Source organism: Mycobacterium sp. ACS4331 (assembly GCF_001667265.1).
GTDB lineage: Bacteria > Actinomycetota > Actinomycetes > Mycobacteriales > Mycobacteriaceae > Mycobacterium.
This window is the reverse complement of record NZ_LZHW01000049.1, coordinates 43,552-60,631: the sequence shown is the minus strand read 5'-3', so window position 1 is coordinate 60,631 and position 17,080 is coordinate 43,552. Positions and strand designations below refer to the sequence as shown.

General features: G+C 68.3%; 20 protein-coding genes. 12 read left to right on the top strand and 8 right to left on the bottom strand.

Features of this window, described 5'->3' with window-relative positions:
* Genes hypE through hypF form a run of 4 tightly spaced genes read right to left on the bottom strand, consistent with a single transcriptional unit; the run spans position 1 to position 4,727 of the window.
* Positions 1–1,071, bottom strand: a complete 1,071-nt coding sequence (hypE, locus tag A5727_RS12300) for a hydrogenase expression/formation protein HypE (protein WP_068249394.1) — start codon at positions 1,069–1,071, stop codon at positions 1–3.
* Complete coding sequence (gene hypD, locus A5727_RS12295) at positions 1,064–2,167, bottom strand: hydrogenase formation protein HypD (protein WP_068249392.1); 1,104 nt, start codon at positions 2,165–2,167, stop codon at positions 1,064–1,066. Before hypD ends, hypE begins: the two co-directional genes overlap by 8 nt.
* Complete coding sequence (locus A5727_RS12290; RefSeq protein ID WP_068249390.1) at positions 2,164–2,451, bottom strand: HypC/HybG/HupF family hydrogenase formation chaperone; 288 nt, start codon at positions 2,449–2,451, stop codon at positions 2,164–2,166. The genes hypD and A5727_RS12290 overlap by 4 nt, the downstream gene beginning before the upstream one ends.
* Positions 2,442–4,727, bottom strand: a complete 2,286-nt coding sequence (hypF, locus tag A5727_RS12285; RefSeq protein ID WP_231992055.1) for a carbamoyltransferase HypF — start codon at positions 4,725–4,727, stop codon at positions 2,442–2,444. Before hypF ends, A5727_RS12290 begins: the two co-directional genes overlap by 10 nt.
* A gap of 119 nt (positions 4,728–4,846) precedes the next feature.
* Between hypF and A5727_RS12280 the strand changes: the two genes are divergently transcribed.
* The 12 genes from A5727_RS12280 to A5727_RS12230 all read left to right on the top strand — a co-directional run bounded on the left by A5727_RS12280 (position 4,847) and on the right by A5727_RS12230 (position 14,021).
* A complete protein-coding gene (locus tag A5727_RS12280; protein WP_068249385.1) occupies positions 4,847–5,182 on the top strand; it encodes a hydrogenase maturation nickel metallochaperone HypA in 336 nt (111 codons plus the stop codon).
* A 12-nt stretch (positions 5,183–5,194) separates the two neighbouring features.
* Entirely contained in the window at positions 5,195–5,986 is a 792-nt protein-coding gene (gene hypB, locus A5727_RS12275; protein ID WP_068249383.1) for a hydrogenase nickel incorporation protein HypB, read from the top strand.
* 81 nt (positions 5,987–6,067) lie between these two features.
* Positions 6,068–7,126 carry an NADH-quinone oxidoreductase subunit B family protein gene (locus A5727_RS12270; RefSeq protein WP_068249381.1) on the top strand — a complete coding sequence of 353 codons (1,059 nt, stop codon included), beginning with the start codon at positions 6,068–6,070 and terminating at the stop codon, positions 7,124–7,126.
* A 63-nt stretch (positions 7,127–7,189) separates the two neighbouring features.
* Positions 7,190–8,986: a nickel-dependent hydrogenase large subunit gene (locus A5727_RS12265; protein ID WP_068249379.1), complete on the top strand. Its 1,797-nt coding sequence runs from the start codon at positions 7,190–7,192 to the stop codon at positions 8,984–8,986.
* Between the two features lie 3 nt (positions 8,987–8,989).
* Entirely contained in the window at positions 8,990–9,922 is a 933-nt protein-coding gene (locus tag A5727_RS12260) for a NifU family protein (protein ID WP_068249377.1), read from the top strand.
* A complete protein-coding gene (locus A5727_RS12255; protein ID WP_068249375.1) occupies positions 9,919–10,539 on the top strand; it encodes a DUF5947 family protein in 621 nt (206 codons plus the stop codon). Before A5727_RS12260 ends, A5727_RS12255 begins: the two co-directional genes overlap by 4 nt.
* Positions 10,536–11,174 carry a DUF6084 family protein gene (locus A5727_RS12250; RefSeq protein ID WP_068249372.1) on the top strand — a complete coding sequence of 213 codons (639 nt, stop codon included), beginning with the start codon at positions 10,536–10,538 and terminating at the stop codon, positions 11,172–11,174. Before A5727_RS12255 ends, A5727_RS12250 begins: the two co-directional genes overlap by 4 nt.
* Positions 11,171–12,406 carry a hypothetical protein gene (locus A5727_RS12245; protein WP_068249370.1) on the top strand — a complete coding sequence of 412 codons (1,236 nt, stop codon included), beginning with the start codon at positions 11,171–11,173 and terminating at the stop codon, positions 12,404–12,406. The genes A5727_RS12250 and A5727_RS12245 overlap by 4 nt, the downstream gene beginning before the upstream one ends.
* 27 nt (positions 12,407–12,433) lie before the next feature.
* Positions 12,434–12,553, top strand: coding sequence for a DUF6893 family small protein (locus A5727_RS28525; RefSeq protein ID WP_502687676.1), 120 nt, complete (start codon positions 12,434–12,436; stop codon positions 12,551–12,553).
* A 3-nt stretch (positions 12,554–12,556) separates the two neighbouring features.
* Positions 12,557–13,027, top strand: a complete 471-nt coding sequence (locus tag A5727_RS12240) for a hydrogenase maturation protease (RefSeq protein WP_068249368.1) — start codon at positions 12,557–12,559, stop codon at positions 13,025–13,027.
* Entirely contained in the window at positions 13,027–13,272 is a 246-nt protein-coding gene (locus tag A5727_RS12235; RefSeq protein WP_068249366.1) for a HypC/HybG/HupF family hydrogenase formation chaperone, read from the top strand. Before A5727_RS12240 ends, A5727_RS12235 begins: the two co-directional genes overlap by 1 nt.
* Positions 13,269–14,021, top strand: coding sequence for a DUF6390 family protein (locus A5727_RS12230; RefSeq protein WP_068249364.1), 753 nt, complete (start codon positions 13,269–13,271; stop codon positions 14,019–14,021). The genes A5727_RS12235 and A5727_RS12230 overlap by 4 nt, the downstream gene beginning before the upstream one ends.
* On the opposite strand, the gene A5727_RS12225 is transcribed toward A5727_RS12230, so the two are convergent.
* The 4 genes from A5727_RS12225 to A5727_RS12210 are packed head-to-tail and all read right to left on the bottom strand — an operon-like array spanning position 13,993 to position 17,077.
* Positions 13,993–14,802: a class I SAM-dependent methyltransferase gene (locus A5727_RS12225; protein ID WP_068249362.1), complete on the bottom strand. Its 810-nt coding sequence runs from the start codon at positions 14,800–14,802 to the stop codon at positions 13,993–13,995. The genes A5727_RS12230 and A5727_RS12225 overlap by 29 nt on opposite strands.
* A gap of 54 nt (positions 14,803–14,856) precedes the next feature.
* A complete protein-coding gene (locus tag A5727_RS12220; RefSeq protein WP_068249360.1) occupies positions 14,857–15,711 on the bottom strand; it encodes an SDR family oxidoreductase in 855 nt (284 codons plus the stop codon).
* Positions 15,712–15,734: 23 nt separating this feature from the next.
* The gene (locus A5727_RS12215) at positions 15,735–16,214 is read right to left on the bottom strand and encodes a nuclear transport factor 2 family protein (protein ID WP_068249358.1); all 480 of its coding nucleotides are present in this window, start codon (positions 16,212–16,214) and stop codon (positions 15,735–15,737) included.
* Entirely contained in the window at positions 16,211–17,077 is an 867-nt protein-coding gene (locus A5727_RS12210; RefSeq protein ID WP_068249356.1) for an LLM class F420-dependent oxidoreductase, read from the bottom strand. Before A5727_RS12210 ends, A5727_RS12215 begins: the two co-directional genes overlap by 4 nt.
* Between the last annotated feature and the right edge of the window lie 3 nt (positions 17,078–17,080).

The following is a 17,080-nucleotide window of genomic DNA, read 5'->3' as shown; positions in this document are numbered from 1 at the left end:
TCAGCAGATCCGGGGCAACTGCTCCCCCAATTCGCGCTCGACGACCCGCATGGTCCCAAAGGCGGTCTTGGCCACCGCCATTCCCGGGTGTTCGTCCACGACGCGCCCGATGATCGCGGCGTCGGCGGCCTCGGGACGTGACCGCATCACCTCGAGAATCTCGGCGCTGTGTGCGGGATCGACGAACGCCACGATCTTGCCCTCGTTAGCCACCTGCAGGGGGTCCAACCCCAGGAACGAACACGCCGACGACACGGTCTCGGGCACCGGGATTCGCGCCTCGTCCAACTCGACGCCCACTGATGCCGCGCGTGCGATCTCGACCACCGAGGCGACGAGGCCGCCCCGGGTCGGATCGCGCAGCACATGAACCGCCGATGGATCGCCGACACCGAGCATCGCCGCGACCAGCCGATGCAGCGGGGCGCTGTCTGTGGTCACGACTGTCCCGAAGTCAATCCCCTCGCGCACGCTCATGATCGCGACACCGTGTTCGCCGATGTTGCCGGACACAATGATGTGATCCCCCGGACGCGCCCGCTCCGGCCCGATGTCGACGCCGGCGGGCACCACCCCCACACCGGCGGTGTTGACGAAAAGCTGGTCCGCACTGCCCCTTCCGACCACCTTGGTGTCACCGGTGACAATGCCCACTCCGGCGTCGGCGGCAGCCTTGCCCATGGTCTGCGCGATGGCGCCGAGGACGTCGAGTTCGAGTCCCTCCTCCAGGATGAAGCCGGCGGTCAGCCCGATCGGCTGCGCGCCGCTGCAGGCCAGGTCGTTGATCGTGCCATTGACCGCCAGATCGCCGATGTTGCCTCCTGGAAAGAAAAGTGGTTGCACCACATAGGAATCCGTGGTCACGGCAATCCGGCCGACCGGCACATCCAGCAGGGCCGAATCCCGCGCCGGCCCGCCCGCGGTGCCGAACGCCGGCGTGAACAGGTTCTCGATCAACTCCTCGGACAGCACGCCGCCGCCACCGTGGCCCAGAACGATCCGCCTGGTCTCCCGCAGCGGCAGCGGGCACACCCAATCCCCCGGGTCGATGGTCACGGGCCGCTCAGGCATGGGCGGGTGTCTCGAGCCGACGGAACTGGTAGTAGGCCGCGCAGGCCCCCTCGGCCGAGACCATCGTCGCGCCCAGCGGGGTGCGCGGCGTGCACGCGGTGCCGAACGCCGGGCATTCGTTGGGCTTCAGCAGCCCCTGCAGCACCTCACCGCTGTGACACTCGGCCGACTCCTCGACGTGCAGCTGCCCGACCCCGAACCGAATCTCGGCGTCGAACTGTGCCCACCGCGGAGCCAGCGTCCAGCCGGACTTCGGAATCATGCCGATCCCGCGCCACTGCCGGTCGGTCACGGTGAACACTTCGGCCAGCGTCCGCTGCGCCACGGTGTTGCCCTGCGCGCTCACCGCGCGCGGATAGGCGTTGCGCAGTTCGGGTGTGCCGGACTCGAGCAGATCGACCACCTGACGCACACCCTCGAGCAGATCGAGCGGTTCGAAACCCGTGACGACGATCGGAATCTCGAATTCGTCCACCAGCGGCCCGTACTCGGACGTCCCCATCACGGTGCAGACATGGCCGGCGGCCAGGAACCCCTGCACCCGGTTGGTCGGCGAACTCAGGATCGCCCGCATCGCCGGCGGCACGAGCACATGCGACACCAGCATCGAGAAGTTCGTCAGGCCCAATCGCTCGGCGTGCACCACCGCCATCGCGTTGGCCGGTGCGGTGGTCTCGAACCCGACACCGAAGAAGACCACCTGCTTGTCCGGGTTGTCGGCGGCCACCTTGGTGGCGTCCAGCGGAGAGTAGACGATGCGGACGTCACCGCCGCGGGCGCGCACGCTGAACAGGTCGTGCTGACTGCCGGGCACCCGCAGCATGTCGCCGAACGAGCAGAAGATCACGTCCTCGCGCGCGGCGATCTCCAGCGCCCGATCAATCATCTCCAACGGGGTCACGCACACCGGGCATCCGGGTCCATGGATGAACTCCACGGCCCCGTCGAGCAGCTGGTCGATGCCGTTGCGGATGATCGAATGCGTCTGCCCGCCACAGACCTCCATGATCGTCCACGGGTGGGTGATCGTGTCTCGGATCTGATCCACCAGTATGTGGGCGGCGACCGGATCGCGGAACTCATCCAGGTACCTCATGCTGGATCCCTCCTTCCAGGGTCCCCGACCTGACCTGCCTCACCGGCGAGCTCTTCGGCGAGCACACCGCGTTCACCGAACATCTTCAATGTCGCATTGGCGGACTCCTCGTCCAATTGGGCGATCGCGAAACCCGCATGGACAATGGCGTATTCGCCGATCCCCATCTCCGGCAGATACGCCAGACACACGGTCTTTCGGGTGCCGCCGAAGTCCACCGTGGACATCCGCGTCCCCGATTCGTCCCAGATGGCCACCACCTGCCCGGGAATCCCTAGGCACATATCCCACTCCCCTCCGCCGCCGCGATGACGGCCTGCCCGAGTGCGAGACCACCGTCGTTGCACGGCAGGACTCGGTGCGTGAGAACCTCGAACCCGCTGTCCGCCAGGGTGTCCCGCAGACCATTGAGCAGTAACCGGTTGACGAACACGCCGCCGGTCAGCCCGACCGTGCCGATGCCGGATGCCACCGCACACTCCTCGAGCGCCAGGGCGCTGGCCCGGATCACCGCCGCGTGGAAACCGGCGGCGAGATCGGCCACGTCGACGCCTGCCCGCAGTCCCTCCACCAGGCCGGTGATCACCGGCTCCGGGTCGAGAACACCTGCGACAACCGCGAAATCCAGCATCACCGGACGACCCGACCGTGCGACATGCTCGAGTTCGACGGCCGCCTGCCCCTCGTACGTCACCCGCTGGCACACGCCGAGCAGGCTGGCCACCGCATCGAACAACCGGCCCATGCTGCTGGTCTGCACGCACCCGATCTGGCGCGGAATCTGCTGGGCCAGAACTCTGATCGCGGAATCGTCAAGAGTCTGCACGCATGGCAGCCGGTCATCCCAGTCGAGGCCGGCGCGGTACAGCAGGTCGAGCGCGATGCGCGCCGGGTGGCGCACCGCACCGTCACCGCCGGGCAGCCCGAGCGTCTTCACATGCCCGAACCGGTGGAACCGCGCCGGGTCGGTGATCACAAGCAGCTCACCACCCCAGATGGTGCCGTCCGCACCGTAGCCGGTCCCGTCGTAGGCGGCCGCGATCATCGGACTGTCCAAGCGCCCGTGCTCGGCCAGCAGCGACACCGCGTGCGCGTGGTGGTGCTGCACCCGGTGCACCGCAGCGCCGCGCCGTGAGGCCCACGCGGTGGTCGCATACCGTGGGTGCAGATCGCAGGCGAACACCTCGGGCGCCCGGTCGGTCATGAACGCCAGATGGCGGTACGCCGCCTCGAAGCACGTCTGGGTCCGCGGGTCGGCCATGTCGCCCAGGTGCGACGACATGTGCGCGTGTCCGTCACCGCCCATCAGACAGAAGGTGGTCTTGAGGTCTCCGCCGGTCGCCAGGACGACCGCTGCGCTGCCGGCCCGCACCGAGACCGGCAGGGGCGCATAGCCGCGGGACCGCCGGATCGGCACCGCTGCACCCGCGGAGTCCACCGCCAGCACCGAGTCCTCGCAGGAGACGTGGATGGGGCGGTCATGCGCCAGCACACCGTCGGCGAGGCCCTCGATCCAGGGCAGATCGTCGTCACGGAAGACAATCGGAGAGCCGCCCTGGTTGGCCGAGGTCATCACGAGTGCGGCACCACCGAGGAGGTCGAACAGGAGGTGGTGCAGCGGCGAATAGGCCAGCATCAGCCCGACGTCACGCAGGCCGGGTGCCACTGCGCGCTGGATCCGCTCGTCGCGCCCTGGCACCAGCACGATGGGGGCAGCCGGCGAGTACAGCAGTGCCTCCGCGGCAGCGTCGACCTCCGCGACCCGTCGCGCAGCAGCGATGTCCGGCACCATCACCGCAAAAGGCTTCGCGGGCCGCGCCTTACGGCGCCGAAGTTCGGCCACCGTCTCGGGGCTCTGGGCCAGGCAGGCCAGGTGGTATCCCCCGATCCCCTTGACCGCGATGATCAGTCCGTCCTGCAGCGCGTGCACCGCCGCGGCCAGGGGGCCGCCACCCCCAGGCCCCTCCCAGCGCAGGGTCGGCCCACAGTCGGGGCACGCGATGGTCTCGGCATGGAACCGCCGGTCAGCCGGATCGTGGTATTCAGCGGCGCACCGATCGCACATGGCGAACCCGGCCATCGTCGTCGCCGCGCGGTCGTACGGCAGATCCGTGATGACGGTGTACCGCGGGCCGCAGTTGGTGCAGGTGATGAACGGGTGTCCGTGCCGCCGGTCGGCCGGGTCGCGAAGTTCCCGCAGGCAGTCGGCGCAGATCGCGATGTCCGGTGGGACCAGCGTGCGTCCGTCGTCGCTGCACGTACTGTCGACGATCTCGAAACCGACGCCACCACGCGGTGGCACATCGGTCCGCTGAAGCGTATCGATCCTGGCCATCGGCGGGGGTCGCAACCAGATGTCGGACACCACGGCATCCACGACCTCGGGGGCGCCCTCCACCTCGCAGTGCACCGCTCCGGCGTCGTTGAGCACGAAACCGCTGGCCCCGTGCCGCAGCGCCGCGCGGGCCACCGCGGGCCGAAAACCGACGCCCTGCACCACGCCGGCGATGTCGAGGCGCACTCGCACCGTCGTCGGAGACGTCGTCAATCTGCTGGTCACTGACCCCCTCGCACCGGATGGGCTGTCGATGCGTCGGCAGCTTCCAGGCTAGACCCGCGGGCAGCCACCGCGATCACGATTCGGCACAGAATCTGCGCGCGACGGCGCACCATGGAGGAGTGCACGAGTTGTCGCTGTGCCAGGCGATCGTCTCCGTGGTGAGATCCGCTGCCCAGGGCCGGCATGTCGAGGTGGTCCGGGTGCGGGTCGGGGCGCTGCGTCAGGTGGTGCCCGAGTCGCTCGAGTTCTGTTGGTCGCTGCTGCGGGAGCACGAGGATCTGGGCGACGCCGAACTGGAACTCGAACTGGTGTCCGGTGAGGTGGTGTGCCGCACGTGTCGGCAGCGTTCACAGATCGACTCGCGCTGGTCGGTCTGCTGCCCGGCATGCGAGAGCTCCGACGTCGAGGTCACCCGGGGCAGTGAATTCCTGGTGACATCGCTGGACGTCACGTGAAAGGAGGTGGCAGTGGGTCGATTTCACCGCCACGACGACGGAACCGTACACAGCCACGACCATGACGACACCGGGCATGATCACGGCGATCACAGCGGGTACTCGACGGGATCGCAACGCATCGAGGTGCTCGAGTCGATCTTCGCCGAGAATGACACGCGCGCCGCGATCAACCGGCACGCGTTCGAGGCCAATGGGATTCGGGCACTGAACCTGATGAGCTCGCCTGGTTCGGGCAAGACGACGGTGTTGGCGGCGACACTGGACGCGTTGGCCGACGAGTTCTCGATGGGCGTGATCGAGGGCGACATCGCCACGGATCTGGACGCCGCCCGACTCGTTGGTCACGGCGCCCAGATCGCGCTGCTGAACACCGGCAACGGTTTCGGCGGCGAATGCCATCTGGACGCCCCGATGGTCAACCGCGCGATTCAGGGACTCGACCTGCCCGCCCTCGACCTGGTGATCGTCGAGAATGTCGGCAACCTGGTGTGCCCGGCCGAGTTCGACGTCGGCGAGCACGCCAAGGCGATGGTGTACTCCGTGACCGAGGGCGAGGACAAACCGTTGAAGTATCCGGTGATGTTCCGGTCGGTGAATGTGGTGCTGCTGAACAAGATCGATCTTGTGCCGCACCTCGACGTGGACCTCGATCGGTACGCCGAGAATGTCCGTCGGGTCAATCCGTCGGCAACCGTCCTCGAGGTCAGTGCACGCACCGGAGCGGGGATGTCGGCCTGGTTCGACTGGCTTCGCCGATTCGCCACACACTCGTCCGTTGACATCGCCCACAGCGCGGAGTAGACCCAGACTTAACGCCGCGCAAGTGGGCCGACGGTCGACTCCTGCGGCGTAGGGGCCCAGCCCGCCCCGGGAAGCTGCAACATGCTGACGGAAGCAGCAGTCAAAGCGGAAGAGACACTGATCCATATCCTGTGGATCAACGCGGGTCTCAGTTGTGACGGCGATTCGGTGGCGTTGACCGCCGCCACACAGCCGTCGATCGAGGAGATCGCCCTCGGCGCCCTGCCCGGCCTCCCGAAGGTCGCCATGCACTGGCCGTTGATCGACTTCGAGTGCGGACCGACCGGCGGCGCCGATGACTTCCTGTCCTGGTTCTTCAAGGCCGACCGCGGCGAACTCGACCCGTTCGTCCTGGTCGTCGAGGGCTCGATCCCGAACGAGGAACTGCACGATGAGGGTGGTTACTGGTGCGGGTTCGGCAATGATCCGGCGACCGGACAACCGCGGACCACCAGTGAATGGCTGGACCGACTGGCGCCGAAGGCGACCGTGGTCCTCGCTGTCGGCACCTGCGCCACCTACGGGGGCATCCATGCGATGGCCGGCAACCCGACCGGCGCGATGGGGGTGCCCGACTACCTGGGGTGGGACTGGCGCAGCAAGGCCGGCGTTCCGGTCGTCTGCGTACCGGGGTGTCCCACGCAGCCGGACAATCTCTCGGAGACCATCCTCTACCTGCTGTACATGGCCACCGGCCAGGCCCCGACGATTCCGCTCGATGAGGCGCACCGACCGCAGTGGCTGTTCGCCGCCACCGTGCACGAAGGCTGCGATCGGGGCGGCTATTACGAACAGGGCGACTTCGCCACCGAATACGGCTCGCCGAAGTGTCTCGTCAAGCTCGGATGCTGGGGACCGGTGGTGAAATGCAATGTGCCCAAACGCGGTTGGATCAACGGCGTGGGAGGCTGCCCCAACGTAGGCGGCATCTGCATCGGCTGCACCATGCCAGGCTTCCCGGACAAGTTCATGCCGTTCATGGATGAGCCGCCCGGCGGACTGCTCTCCAGCACCGCGTCGGGCATGTACGGCTCTGTCATCCGCAGCCTGCGGCACATCACCGGCCGCACGCTGGAGAAGGAACCGAAGTGGCGGCACCGCGGCAAGGAACTCGTCACCGGGGCACGACGCACCTGGTAGCGACGCGTCGACCGATGGCCGATGGCCTCAGCTCACCCACCAACGGAATCGAAGGCACTCACGATGACCACCATCACTCCAGGGCCGTCCGAGATCAAGAATGAACCGGGTCAACTCGTCGAGATGGCCTGGGATCCCATCACCCGGATCGTCGGCAGCCTGGGCATCTACACCAAGGTCGACTTCGAGAACCAGCAGGTGGCCGAATGCCACAGCACGTCATCGATCTTCCGCGGCTACTCGGTGTTCATGAAGGGCAAGGATCCGCGTGATGCGCACTTCATCACCAGTCGAATCTGCGGGATCTGCGGTGACAACCATGCCACGTGCTCGTGTTACGCCCAGAACATGGCCTACGGAGTCAAGCCGCCGCACCTGGGCGAATGGCTGATCAACCTCGGTGAGGCCGCCGAATACATGTTTGACCACAACATCTTTCAGGAGAACCTCGTCGGGGTGGACTACTGCGAGAAGATGGTGTCGGAGACCAACCCGAGCGTGCTGAAGAAGGCCGAGAACACCGCGGCGCCGCACGCCGATGCCCACGGCCACAGGACCATTGCCGACATCATGCGCGCGTTCAACCCGTTCTCGGGCGAGTTCTACCGGGAGGCCCTGCAGGTCAGCCGTTCCACCCGGGAGATGTTCTGCCTGATGGAGGGACGCCACGTCCATCCCCAGACGCTCTACCCCGGCGGTATCGGCGTCTCGGCCACGATCCAGCTGATGACGGAGTACATGTCCCGGTTGATGCGCTATGTCGAGTTCATGAAGAAGGTCGTGCCGATGCACGACGACCTCTTCGACTTCTTCTACGACGCGATACCGGGCTATGACAAGGTGGGCCTGCGGCGCACCCTTCTCGGCTGCTGGGGCAGCTTCCAGGACCCCGAGGTGTGCAACTTCGCCTACAAGGACATGGAGCGCTGGGGCAACGCGATGTTCGTCACCCCGGGCGTGGTGATCGACGGCAGGCTGCACACCCATTCGCTCGTCGACATCAACCTCGGAATCCGAATCCTGCTCGGCAGTTCGTATTACGACGACTGGGGCGATCAGGAGATGTTCGTGCATCGCGACCCGCTCGGCAATCCGGTCGACCGCAGGCACCCGTGGAACCAGCACACCAACCCACACCCGCGACGGCGCGACCTGGAGGACAAGTACAGCTGGGTCATGTCACCGCGCTGGTTCGACGGCACCGACCACCTGGCCCTGGACACCGGTGGCGGTGCGCTGGCGAGGATGTGGTCGACGGCGTTGGCCGGTCTGGTCGACATCGGCTACGTCAAGTCGACCGGGCACAGCGTGCAGATCAACCTGCCCAAGACCGCGCTCAAGGGGCCGGTCGAACTGGAGTGGCACATTCCGAAAGCCGGCGCGAACACCCTGGAGCGAAACCGCGCACGCAGCTACTTCCAGGCCTACGCCGCCGCGGCCGCGCTGCACTTCGCCGAGAAGGCGATCACCGAGATCAACGCGGGCCGAACCAAGACCTGGGAGAAGTTCGAGGTGCCCGATGAGGGCATCGGCTGCGGTTTCACCGAGGCGGTGCGCGGCGTGCTGAGCCACCACATGGTGATCCGCGACGGCAAGATCGCCAACTACCACCCGTACCCGCCCACCCCATGGAACGCCAGCCCGCGGGACAGCTACGGCACCCCAGGCCCCTACGAGGATGCGGTGCAGGGCACGCCGATCTTCGAGGAGAACAACCGCGACAACTTCAAGGGCATCGACATCATGCGCACGGTCCGCAGTTTCGACCCCTGCCTGCCCTGCGGCGTGCACATGTACCTCGGTGCCGGCAAGACCCTGCAGAGGCTGCATTCGCCCACCCAGACCGCCACCGGGGAGTAGCACATGGCGGGCCGTGCGGATCCTTCGGCAGACGACGGCCGATGGCGCGCGGCAGGCGACCGGATCGAGGCGCTGCTCGACGCCGCAGGCGGAGCCGGCGGCACCCGCGCCCGCGAGCGCGCCGAAGCGCTCGTCGGTGAGGTCGTCGACCTCTACGGGGAGGCGCTGCATCGCGTGCTCGCGCTGGCCGACGACGCGCAGATCGCGAGACTGACCGAGGACGATCTGGTGGCCAGCCTTCTGTTGGTGCACGGCCTGCACCCGCACGACGTGCACCGCCGGGTGTCTGACGCCCTGGAGAAGGTGCGTCCCTATCTGGGGTCGCACGGCGGTGACGTCGAACTGGTCGAGGTGGTGAACGGGCCGCAGGGGCACACCGCCCGACTGCGGTTCGCCGGCAGCTGCCGGAGCTGCCCGTCCTCGGCGGTGACCCTCGAACTCGCGGTCGAGGACGCCGTACGGGCCGCCGCGCCGGAGGTCACGACCATTGAGGTGGTCGCCGTACCGGCCGACTCCGCCGGACCCGGCACGCCGGTGATCCCGGCCGCTTCCCTGCTGGAGCGGGTGCGGGGACGAGAGTCCAGAACCGTCTGGCATGCGGTACCGGAACTCGGCGATCTGTCACCCGGCGAGGTCGGCGGATTCGAGGTGGCCGGAACCGGTGTGCTGGCCTGCCGGATCGGTGAGTCCCTCTACGCCTACCGTGACCACTGCGCGTCGTGTGACGGGTCGCTGGCCGGCGCTGCCCTGCATCGCGCCGCAGACTCGCGGGACGCCGTGCTGCGCTGCCCCCGCTGCCACGCGCACTACGACGCCGTGCGCGCCGGTGCGGGACTGCAGGACACTCCCGGGCACCTGGAACCGCTGCCGCTGCTGATCCGGGACGGTGTGCTGAGCCTGGCAGTCGACGTCGAACCGACCGAGGTCTCGGCATGACCAGCCCGTTGCGCATCCTCTCGCGCATCACCTCCCGCCGGCCACCACCGCCGGTCGGTGAGCGGTGCGAGATGTGCGCGGAGCCCATCGCCGACGAGCATCAACATGTCGTCAACGTCGCCGGCCGCCAACTGATGTGCGTATGCCGCGGCTGCTGGCTGCTGTTCACCGACAGCACCGCCGACCTTCGTTACCGCGCGGTGCCCGACCGGTGCCTGTCGTTCCCGGACTTCGCCGTCGACCGGCACGCCTGGAACGCGCTGCAGATCCCCGTCGGGGTGGCGTTCTTCTTCCGGAACTCCGCCCTCGGCCGCATCGTCGCCTTCTATCCCGGGCCGGCGGGGGCCTGCGAATGCGAACTCGACCTCGCGCAGTGGGAGACGATCACCGCAGCCGACCCCCGCACCACCGAACTCGTCGACGATGTCGAGGCGCTGCTCATCCGGTTGCCCGAAGTCGGCCCACCGCAGTGCTTTCTGGTCCCAGTCGACGTCTGCTACGAGTTTGTCGGAGGGCTGCGCACGGTCTGGCACGGGTTCGACGGCGGCGGCGACGCACGACGGTTCATCGACGGCTTCTTCGCCGCACTCGACGCCAGGAGCGGGGAACAGCGATGAGCGACCTCACGTTCTCGGTGCTCGGTGTGGAACCGGAACCCTACTCGGCGACGCCCACGCTGACCGCGCACATCGGGCTGGCCGGGGCCACGGACGATCCGGTCCAGGCGATCGCGCTGCGCTGTCAGGTGCGCATCGAACCGTCCCGACGCACCTACACCGAGGCCGAGGAGCCCGGGCTGCTCGACCTGTTCGGAACTCGTGACCGCTGGGCCGCCACCCAGCACACCTTCCTGTGGCAGCACACCACGGCGATGGTGCCGGGATTCTCCGGGGCGGTGACGACCCCGCTGCCCCTGCTGTGCACCTATGACTTCGAGGTCGCCGCGGCCAAATACATGCACGCGTTACGCGACGGTACGGTTCCGTTGCAGTTCCTGTTCAGCGGAACCGTTTTCTACAAGGGCGACAGCGGATTCCGCGTTCAGCAGGTGCCCTGGCACTGCGACGATCACTACGACATGCCGGTGTCGGTGTGGCACAAGCTGATCGCGATGCACTTTCCCGACATGGGCTGGGTGCGCCTCGGGCACGAGACGATCAGCATGCTGGCCGCCTACAAGTCACGGTGCGGTGTGCTCAACCTCGACGACGCGGTCACCAGGCTGCTTCGCACCGTCGAGGAGACGCCATGACCGTCGACTCCGCAGTGTGGGAACGGGCCCGAGCGGTGGCCGACGCGGTGCTCTACGAGGGCTACCTGCTGTACCCGTACCGTGCCACCTCTGCGAAGAATCTTCAGCGCTGGCAGTTCGGTGTGCTCGGACCGCCGGGAGCCGCCGACGCCGGCCTCGGCGAGGATCCCCAACTCATGGCCGAGTTCCTGGTGCGGGACTGCACCCAACTGCGATTCACCGTCCGGTTCCTGCACCTGCAGAATCGGCGCGCGCAGCGGTGGGAACACCAGAATTGGGTCCCTGTAGCCGAACTCGTGACTCCGACCGGATCCTGGCTGAGCTGGGACGAGGCCGTCGAGACCGAGATCTGTTTCGGCCCGGTCGATCTCACGGCGGCCCGGACGTGGTCGCAGCCGCTTGCCGCGGCGCCCCACATCGAGGTCGAAACGGTCGCCGGGGGCCGGCTGGTCCGCGAACGTCATGGCGTGCACGCCGTGGTGCAGATCGAGTTGCACGGCCGCGGGACCGGCGACATCGAGCGCGTCACGCTCACGGTGCGCAACACCGGTGCCGCTGCATCGGACCGCCAAGACGCGATCGAACGGTCGCTCATCGGTGCGCATGTGCTCGTCGAAGCTCTCGACGGCGGCTTCATCTCACTGCTCGAACCGTCCGACGACGCCATCGCCGCGGCCGCGCAGTGTCGTCAGCACCGCTGCTTCCCAGTGCTGGCCGGGCCACCCGGTGACGATCGGCTGCTGCTGGTCTCACCCATCATTCTCTACGACCATCCCCAGGTCGCTGAACAGAGCGGCGGTGCACTGTACGACTCGACCGAGATCGACGAGATCCTGACGCTGCGCGTGATGGCGATGACCGACGAGGAGAAGGCGCAGGCGCGGGCCACCGACGCGCGGGCGGCCCGCATCATCGATCAATGCGACGGCATGTCCGCCGAGGCGATGTTGGGCCTGCACGGCGTGTGGTCGGACCCGCTGGTTGGGGTCGTGGTCGACGGGGTGCGGGTGGTCCCCGGAAGCCGGGTGCGACTGCGGCCGTCCCGGCGCGCCGACGCGCAGGACATGTTCGTCAGCGGCCGGATCGCCCGCGTCACGGCGGTCCACGAGGACCTCGACGGCGCCACCCATGTCGCCGTCGTGATGGACGACGACGCGGCGACCGACATGCACGAGTGGTATGGCCGCCACCTGTTCTTCGCCCCCGACGAAATCGAACCCCTGAGCCCGTGAACTGAGCCGAAAGAGAAGGAGACAGCCATGGAAGTCGTAGGTTGGGTGGCCACAGTGATCGTGGCACTGCTGCTGATGGTGGGTCTGGTGATCGGAGTGCGCTCGCTCCCCGACGTTCAGCGCTACCTGAAGATGCGGCAGATGTAGCCCGTGCCCTCCCGCATCCTGATCGCCGGCATCGGCAACATCTTCCTGGGCGACGACGGCTTCGGATCCGAGGTGGTGCGCAACCTGCGGTGCGGTGCGGACGCCGGCGTACGGGTGGTCGACTACGGGATCCGCGGCATGCACCTCGCGTACGACCTGCTCGACGAGTGGGACGCGCTGATCCTGGTCGATGCGTTGCCCGACCGCGGCGAACCCGGACGACTGGAGGTGTTCCAGGCCGACCACGAAAGCGATTCCGGCACCGCGGGCCTCGATGCGCATGGAATGGATCCGGCCACGGTGTTCGCGAGCCTGCGCGCCCTCGGCGGCACCCCGCCGCGCACCATCGTGGTGGGCGCTCAGGTGCACGACGTCGCCGAGGGCATCGGGTTGTCCGATTCGGTGCGCGCGGCCGTGCCCGCGGCGGTGCGCGCGGTCGAGGACACGGTCGCACTGCTCGGGAGTGCGAACTGATGTGCCTGGGCATTCCGGGCCGTGTGGTCCGCGTTCTCGACGGCTACGAAGGGCAGTTGGCGCTCGCCGACGTCGCCGGGGAACAACGCAAAGTCAACATCGGCATGCTGGCCGACGAGTCGCTCGCGCCGGGTGACTGGGTGATCATCCACATGGGGTTCGTCGTGGAGAAGACCGACGAGGCCGGCGCCGCCGAGGCGATGGCCGGGCTGCAGCTCATGGGGCGCGGTGAGGTCGAGCCATGACGGCCGAGACCCGGTCCCCACCTCGCGGATGGCAGCTGTTCGCCAGCTATGCCTACCCGCCGAACGAACTCGGGTACTGCGGGCCGCCCGATTCGAAGATTCTGCTCTCCGATGATGCCGGTGCCGAAATCGCGACGCATGCACGTGGTTTCGACGGTGCGTGGCCCTACCTCGAGGTGATCGCCGAGGCGGCGGGGATCTCCGATCCGCTCGATGCCGACGTGGTGCGCAGTTACTGGCTGGGCACCACCGGCCTGCCCCGAGTCGACGGCGCGCGGTTGGTGGCGCATCTCCGGCGGGCGCTGCGGGGCCAACCGGTCGGCCTGCTGAATCACCCCGACCTGGGACACCATGCGTGTGCCGACCACAGCTTCCATGTCTTCGCGGTGTACCCGTGGGTGCGTTTCCTGAGCACCGGAGGTGACCCCACGACCCCGATGCGGATTCTGCAGTCATGCCGGATCCGTTGGGGCACAGTCGAGTCGGTGAAGGATGACCGGGTGATTCTGCTGTCGCGTCCGCTGGCGTTCACCGAGGGAGCGCTGACCCTGGGGCCCGCCGTTCCCGAGTCGGTGCGCTGGGCACGCGGAAGTACGTCGCTGACGGCCCGGCCGAGGCCCGGCGACATCGTGTCGGCGCACTGGGACTGGGTCTGCGCCAGGTTGGACAGCGGCGAATGTGACGCGCTGGCCTCGGCCACCGCGACGACGCTGCGGACGGTCAACCTGCTGCTGCCCGGCGCGCGATGACCAGCAGGTACTCCCACTGCATGGTCGAACCGCCGCCCAGGGCGGCATCGCCGAGTGCGGCCAGCGCGGCGTCGAGCTCTGCGACGCGGTCCGGATCGTCGGCGATTCCCCGATACGCCGTGATCGTCGGACCGTAGTAGGCCTTGAAATGGTCCCGGAACGCCGCGCCGTCGGCGAAGCGGTCCACTGTCAGCGACCGGCGTTCGACGACCACGTCGTCGACCGCGCCGTTGAGCAGCACCACCACATGTCCCTCGCTGCCCCACAGTGGGGGCGGAGACACGCCCGGCGGCGGCGGGGGGACGTAGGGCCGCATGGTCGCGAACATCTGCCCGACGAAACCCTCGGGTGTCCAGTTGATCAGTGCGATGGTGCCACCGGGTCGGCACACCCTCGTCAACTCGTCCGCGGCGGCGTGATGGTGCGGTGCGAACATCACGCCGATGCATGACATCACGACGTCGAACTCGGCGTCACCGAAGGGCAACGCCTCGGCGTTGGCCTCCCGCCAGTCCAACGACAGGCCGGCGGCCTCGGCACGCGAGCGGCCCACGTCGAGCAGCTCGGGCACGAGGTCGGTGGCGACCACGTCGGCGCCCGTTACGGCCGCCGGGATCGCGGCGTTGCCCGTGCCCGCAGCCACATCGAGCACGCGGGTGCCCGGCCCGATCCCCGCCGCCTCCACCAGAATCCGGCCCAACGGCTCGACCACCTCCGCGATGGCGGCGTAGTCCCCCTGCCCCCACAGCGTGCGGTGCCTGCCCTCCAACTCGGCGTCCACGCGTCCAGTGTGCTCCGCGCCGGGCCGCTGGTCAGGCGTTTCGCCGAGCTGAGCTCAGCGGGAGCGCTTGTACCTGGCGAACCGCCACAGGTACCGCGGCAGACCGGCCACCGGGACCGCACCCGGCCAGTCGTCGGCGCGGAAGTAGGCGTCGGACCCGCCGTCGACGAAAATAACGCTGCCACAGAGGAAGTCGGCCTTGTCCGACAGCATGAACTCCATCCAGGCGGCGAGGTCGTCGGGCTCGCCGAATCCACCGATGGGCACCGGGAAGGAGTTGACGGCCTTGGCCTCGGACGGGGTGTCCAGCTGCTTCTGCAGCAGCGGGGTCATGATCGCCCCCGGCGCGATCGCGTTGAGCCGGATCCCGGCGCCGGCCCAGTCCCGGGTGATCGCCATCCGGCGGACCCAGCGCGCCACCCCGATCTTGGATCCGGCGTAGGCGATCGACGGCGCGCCCTTGCCGAACTTGCGCAGCGGACGCAGCGCGCGGTCGGCGTCTTTGGCCAGCAGGGCGCGGACGGTCCGGTGCGGCACCACCGGCACGGTGGTGGTCGAATTGCTCGCGACCACCACCACCTTGGCGTTTCCAGCCGATGCCAGTGCGGGCCGCCAGGCTTCGAGGAGTTCGACGACACCGAAGTAGTTGATCTGCAGGATCAGCCGCGGGCGGTCCTTACCCGGCGTCGGGCCGACGCCCGCGGCCAGCACGGCTCCGTCGAGTCGGCCGCCGGCCGCGTCGAGCACTCCGGAGGCCGCCGTCTGTCGCCCCTGCGGTGTCGACAGGTCGGCGATGACCTCCGCGTCGCGCAGGTCCACCCCGATCACGGTGTGTCCCGCGGCGCGCAGCCTGTCGGCCGCCGCACGTCCCATCCCCGACGCCGACCCGGTCACCGCATACGTCCCCATGATTCCTCCGTCTTCCGTTCCGATCAGACCTGTGTGCCGCTCAGCCCGGCGCGCAGCAGGCCGTGCGCGCCCGCATCGCCGTTGAGCAGCCGGCTGGTGCGCCGAGTGATCTCCCACCCATGCGCACCGCGGCGCAGCGCGAAATGGTTGGCCGTGGCGCGCCAGACACGGAAGCCGTCACCATCGTTGACCAGCACCAGGGATTCGCACACCGCCACCGCGTCGTCCCCGGTGACCGTGACGACACACGGTCCGAGGAAATGGCTGCAGCCCTTGGCCACCAGCGCCTGATGCGACGACGAACTCACCATGGCGTGGACGTCGGCCCGGGAGCCCATCTGCCAGCCCTCGACGTCGTACACGCCGTCGGCCGCCCACAGCCGGGCCGTCGCGTCGGCGTCCCCGGCGTCGACGGCGGGACCATAGGAGGCGATCATCCGCGCGATGTCACGCTCATCCTCGAGTTGGCGCACGCGGGCCAGCAGGTCGTCGAGTTCGCTCATGCGGGATCGCCCTCCAGCTCCTGTGCAAGCCCCCTCAGTGCTGCCAACTGTTCACAGTAGTGCTCGGCGGACACCGCGCTGACGGTGCAGGTGACCGCGGTCGCGCCGACCGCGCGCAGGGCGCGAAGCTGCGTCCGGGCACGCTTCGGGTCGGCCGCGGGGTCCAGCGCCGTGGTGCTGAGCACGACCTCGAAACCGTCGGGCAGATCCACGGACCGCAGCATGGTCTGCAGCGCATCCGGCGCGAGCCCGAACGGCATCCAGCCGTCGGCCAGTGCGACCGCACGGCGCAGGGACCGTCTGGTTCTGCCTCCGACCCAGATCGGCACATGGGACTGCACGGCGCATGGCCGCACCGACATGCCCGAGAACGCGTAGTACTCGCCGTCGTAGGCCGGCTCGGATTCCGACAGGCACGCCCGCAACGCCCGCAGCGCGTCGTCGGCGCGCGCGCCGCGATCCTCGAACGCTGCCCCCAGAAGCTCGAACTCGGGTTGCAGCGATCCCACCCCGACACCGAGCACCAGGCGGCCACCGCTGAGCACGTCGACAGTGCCGTAACTCTTGGCGATCTGCAGGGGGTGGTGATACCCCAGCACCACCACTGAGGTGGCCAGCCGGATCCTGCTGGTGTGCGCCGCGAGGTAACTCAACGTGGCCACCGGATCCCAGTAGACGTCCCCGCGACGGGCACGCTCGGCGACCGGCACCGCGACGTGTTCGGCGCAGGTCAGGTAGTCGTAGCCCAGTTCGTCGGCGGCCCTGGCCACGGTCGCCAGGTCGGCAGGGGTCAGCCCGGCCTCCCAGCCGGCGGCGACGCCCGGCATCTGGATCACCCCGGGTGTCGACAGCCCCAGCCGCATCGG

Coding starts and splice junctions, on each gene's coding strand:
- A5727_RS12265 (WP_068249379.1), top strand. CDS start 7,190: ATGACCACCATCACTCCAGGGCCGTCCGAGATCAAGAATGAACCGGGT.
- A5727_RS12215 (WP_068249358.1), bottom strand. CDS start 16,214: ATGAGCGAACTCGACGACCTGCTGGCCCGCGTGCGCCAACTCGAGGAT.
- A5727_RS12235 (WP_068249366.1), top strand. CDS start 13,027: ATGTGCCTGGGCATTCCGGGCCGTGTGGTCCGCGTTCTCGACGGCTAC.
- A5727_RS12290 (WP_068249390.1), bottom strand. CDS start 2,451: ATGTGCCTAGGGATTCCCGGGCAGGTGGTGGCCATCTGGGACGAATCG.
- A5727_RS12220 (WP_068249360.1), bottom strand. CDS start 15,711: ATGGGGACGTATGCGGTGACCGGGTCGGCGTCGGGGATGGGACGTGCG.
- A5727_RS12250 (WP_068249372.1), top strand. CDS start 10,536: ATGAGCGACCTCACGTTCTCGGTGCTCGGTGTGGAACCGGAACCCTAC.
- A5727_RS12255 (WP_068249375.1), top strand. CDS start 9,919: ATGACCAGCCCGTTGCGCATCCTCTCGCGCATCACCTCCCGCCGGCCA.
- hypE (WP_068249394.1), bottom strand. CDS start 1,071: ATGCCTGAGCGGCCCGTGACCATCGACCCGGGGGATTGGGTGTGCCCG.
- A5727_RS12270 (WP_068249381.1), top strand. CDS start 6,068: ATGCTGACGGAAGCAGCAGTCAAAGCGGAAGAGACACTGATCCATATC.
- A5727_RS12230 (WP_068249364.1), top strand. CDS start 13,269: ATGACGGCCGAGACCCGGTCCCCACCTCGCGGATGGCAGCTGTTCGCC.
- A5727_RS12260 (WP_068249377.1), top strand. CDS start 8,990: ATGGCGGGCCGTGCGGATCCTTCGGCAGACGACGGCCGATGGCGCGCG.
- A5727_RS12245 (WP_068249370.1), top strand. CDS start 11,171: ATGACCGTCGACTCCGCAGTGTGGGAACGGGCCCGAGCGGTGGCCGAC.
- A5727_RS12210 (WP_068249356.1), bottom strand. CDS start 17,077: ATGCGGCTGGGGCTGTCGACACCCGGGGTGATCCAGATGCCGGGCGTC.
- hypD (WP_068249392.1), bottom strand. CDS start 2,167: ATGAGGTACCTGGATGAGTTCCGCGATCCGGTCGCCGCCCACATACTG.
- A5727_RS28525 (WP_502687676.1), top strand. CDS start 12,434: ATGGAAGTCGTAGGTTGGGTGGCCACAGTGATCGTGGCACTGCTGCTG.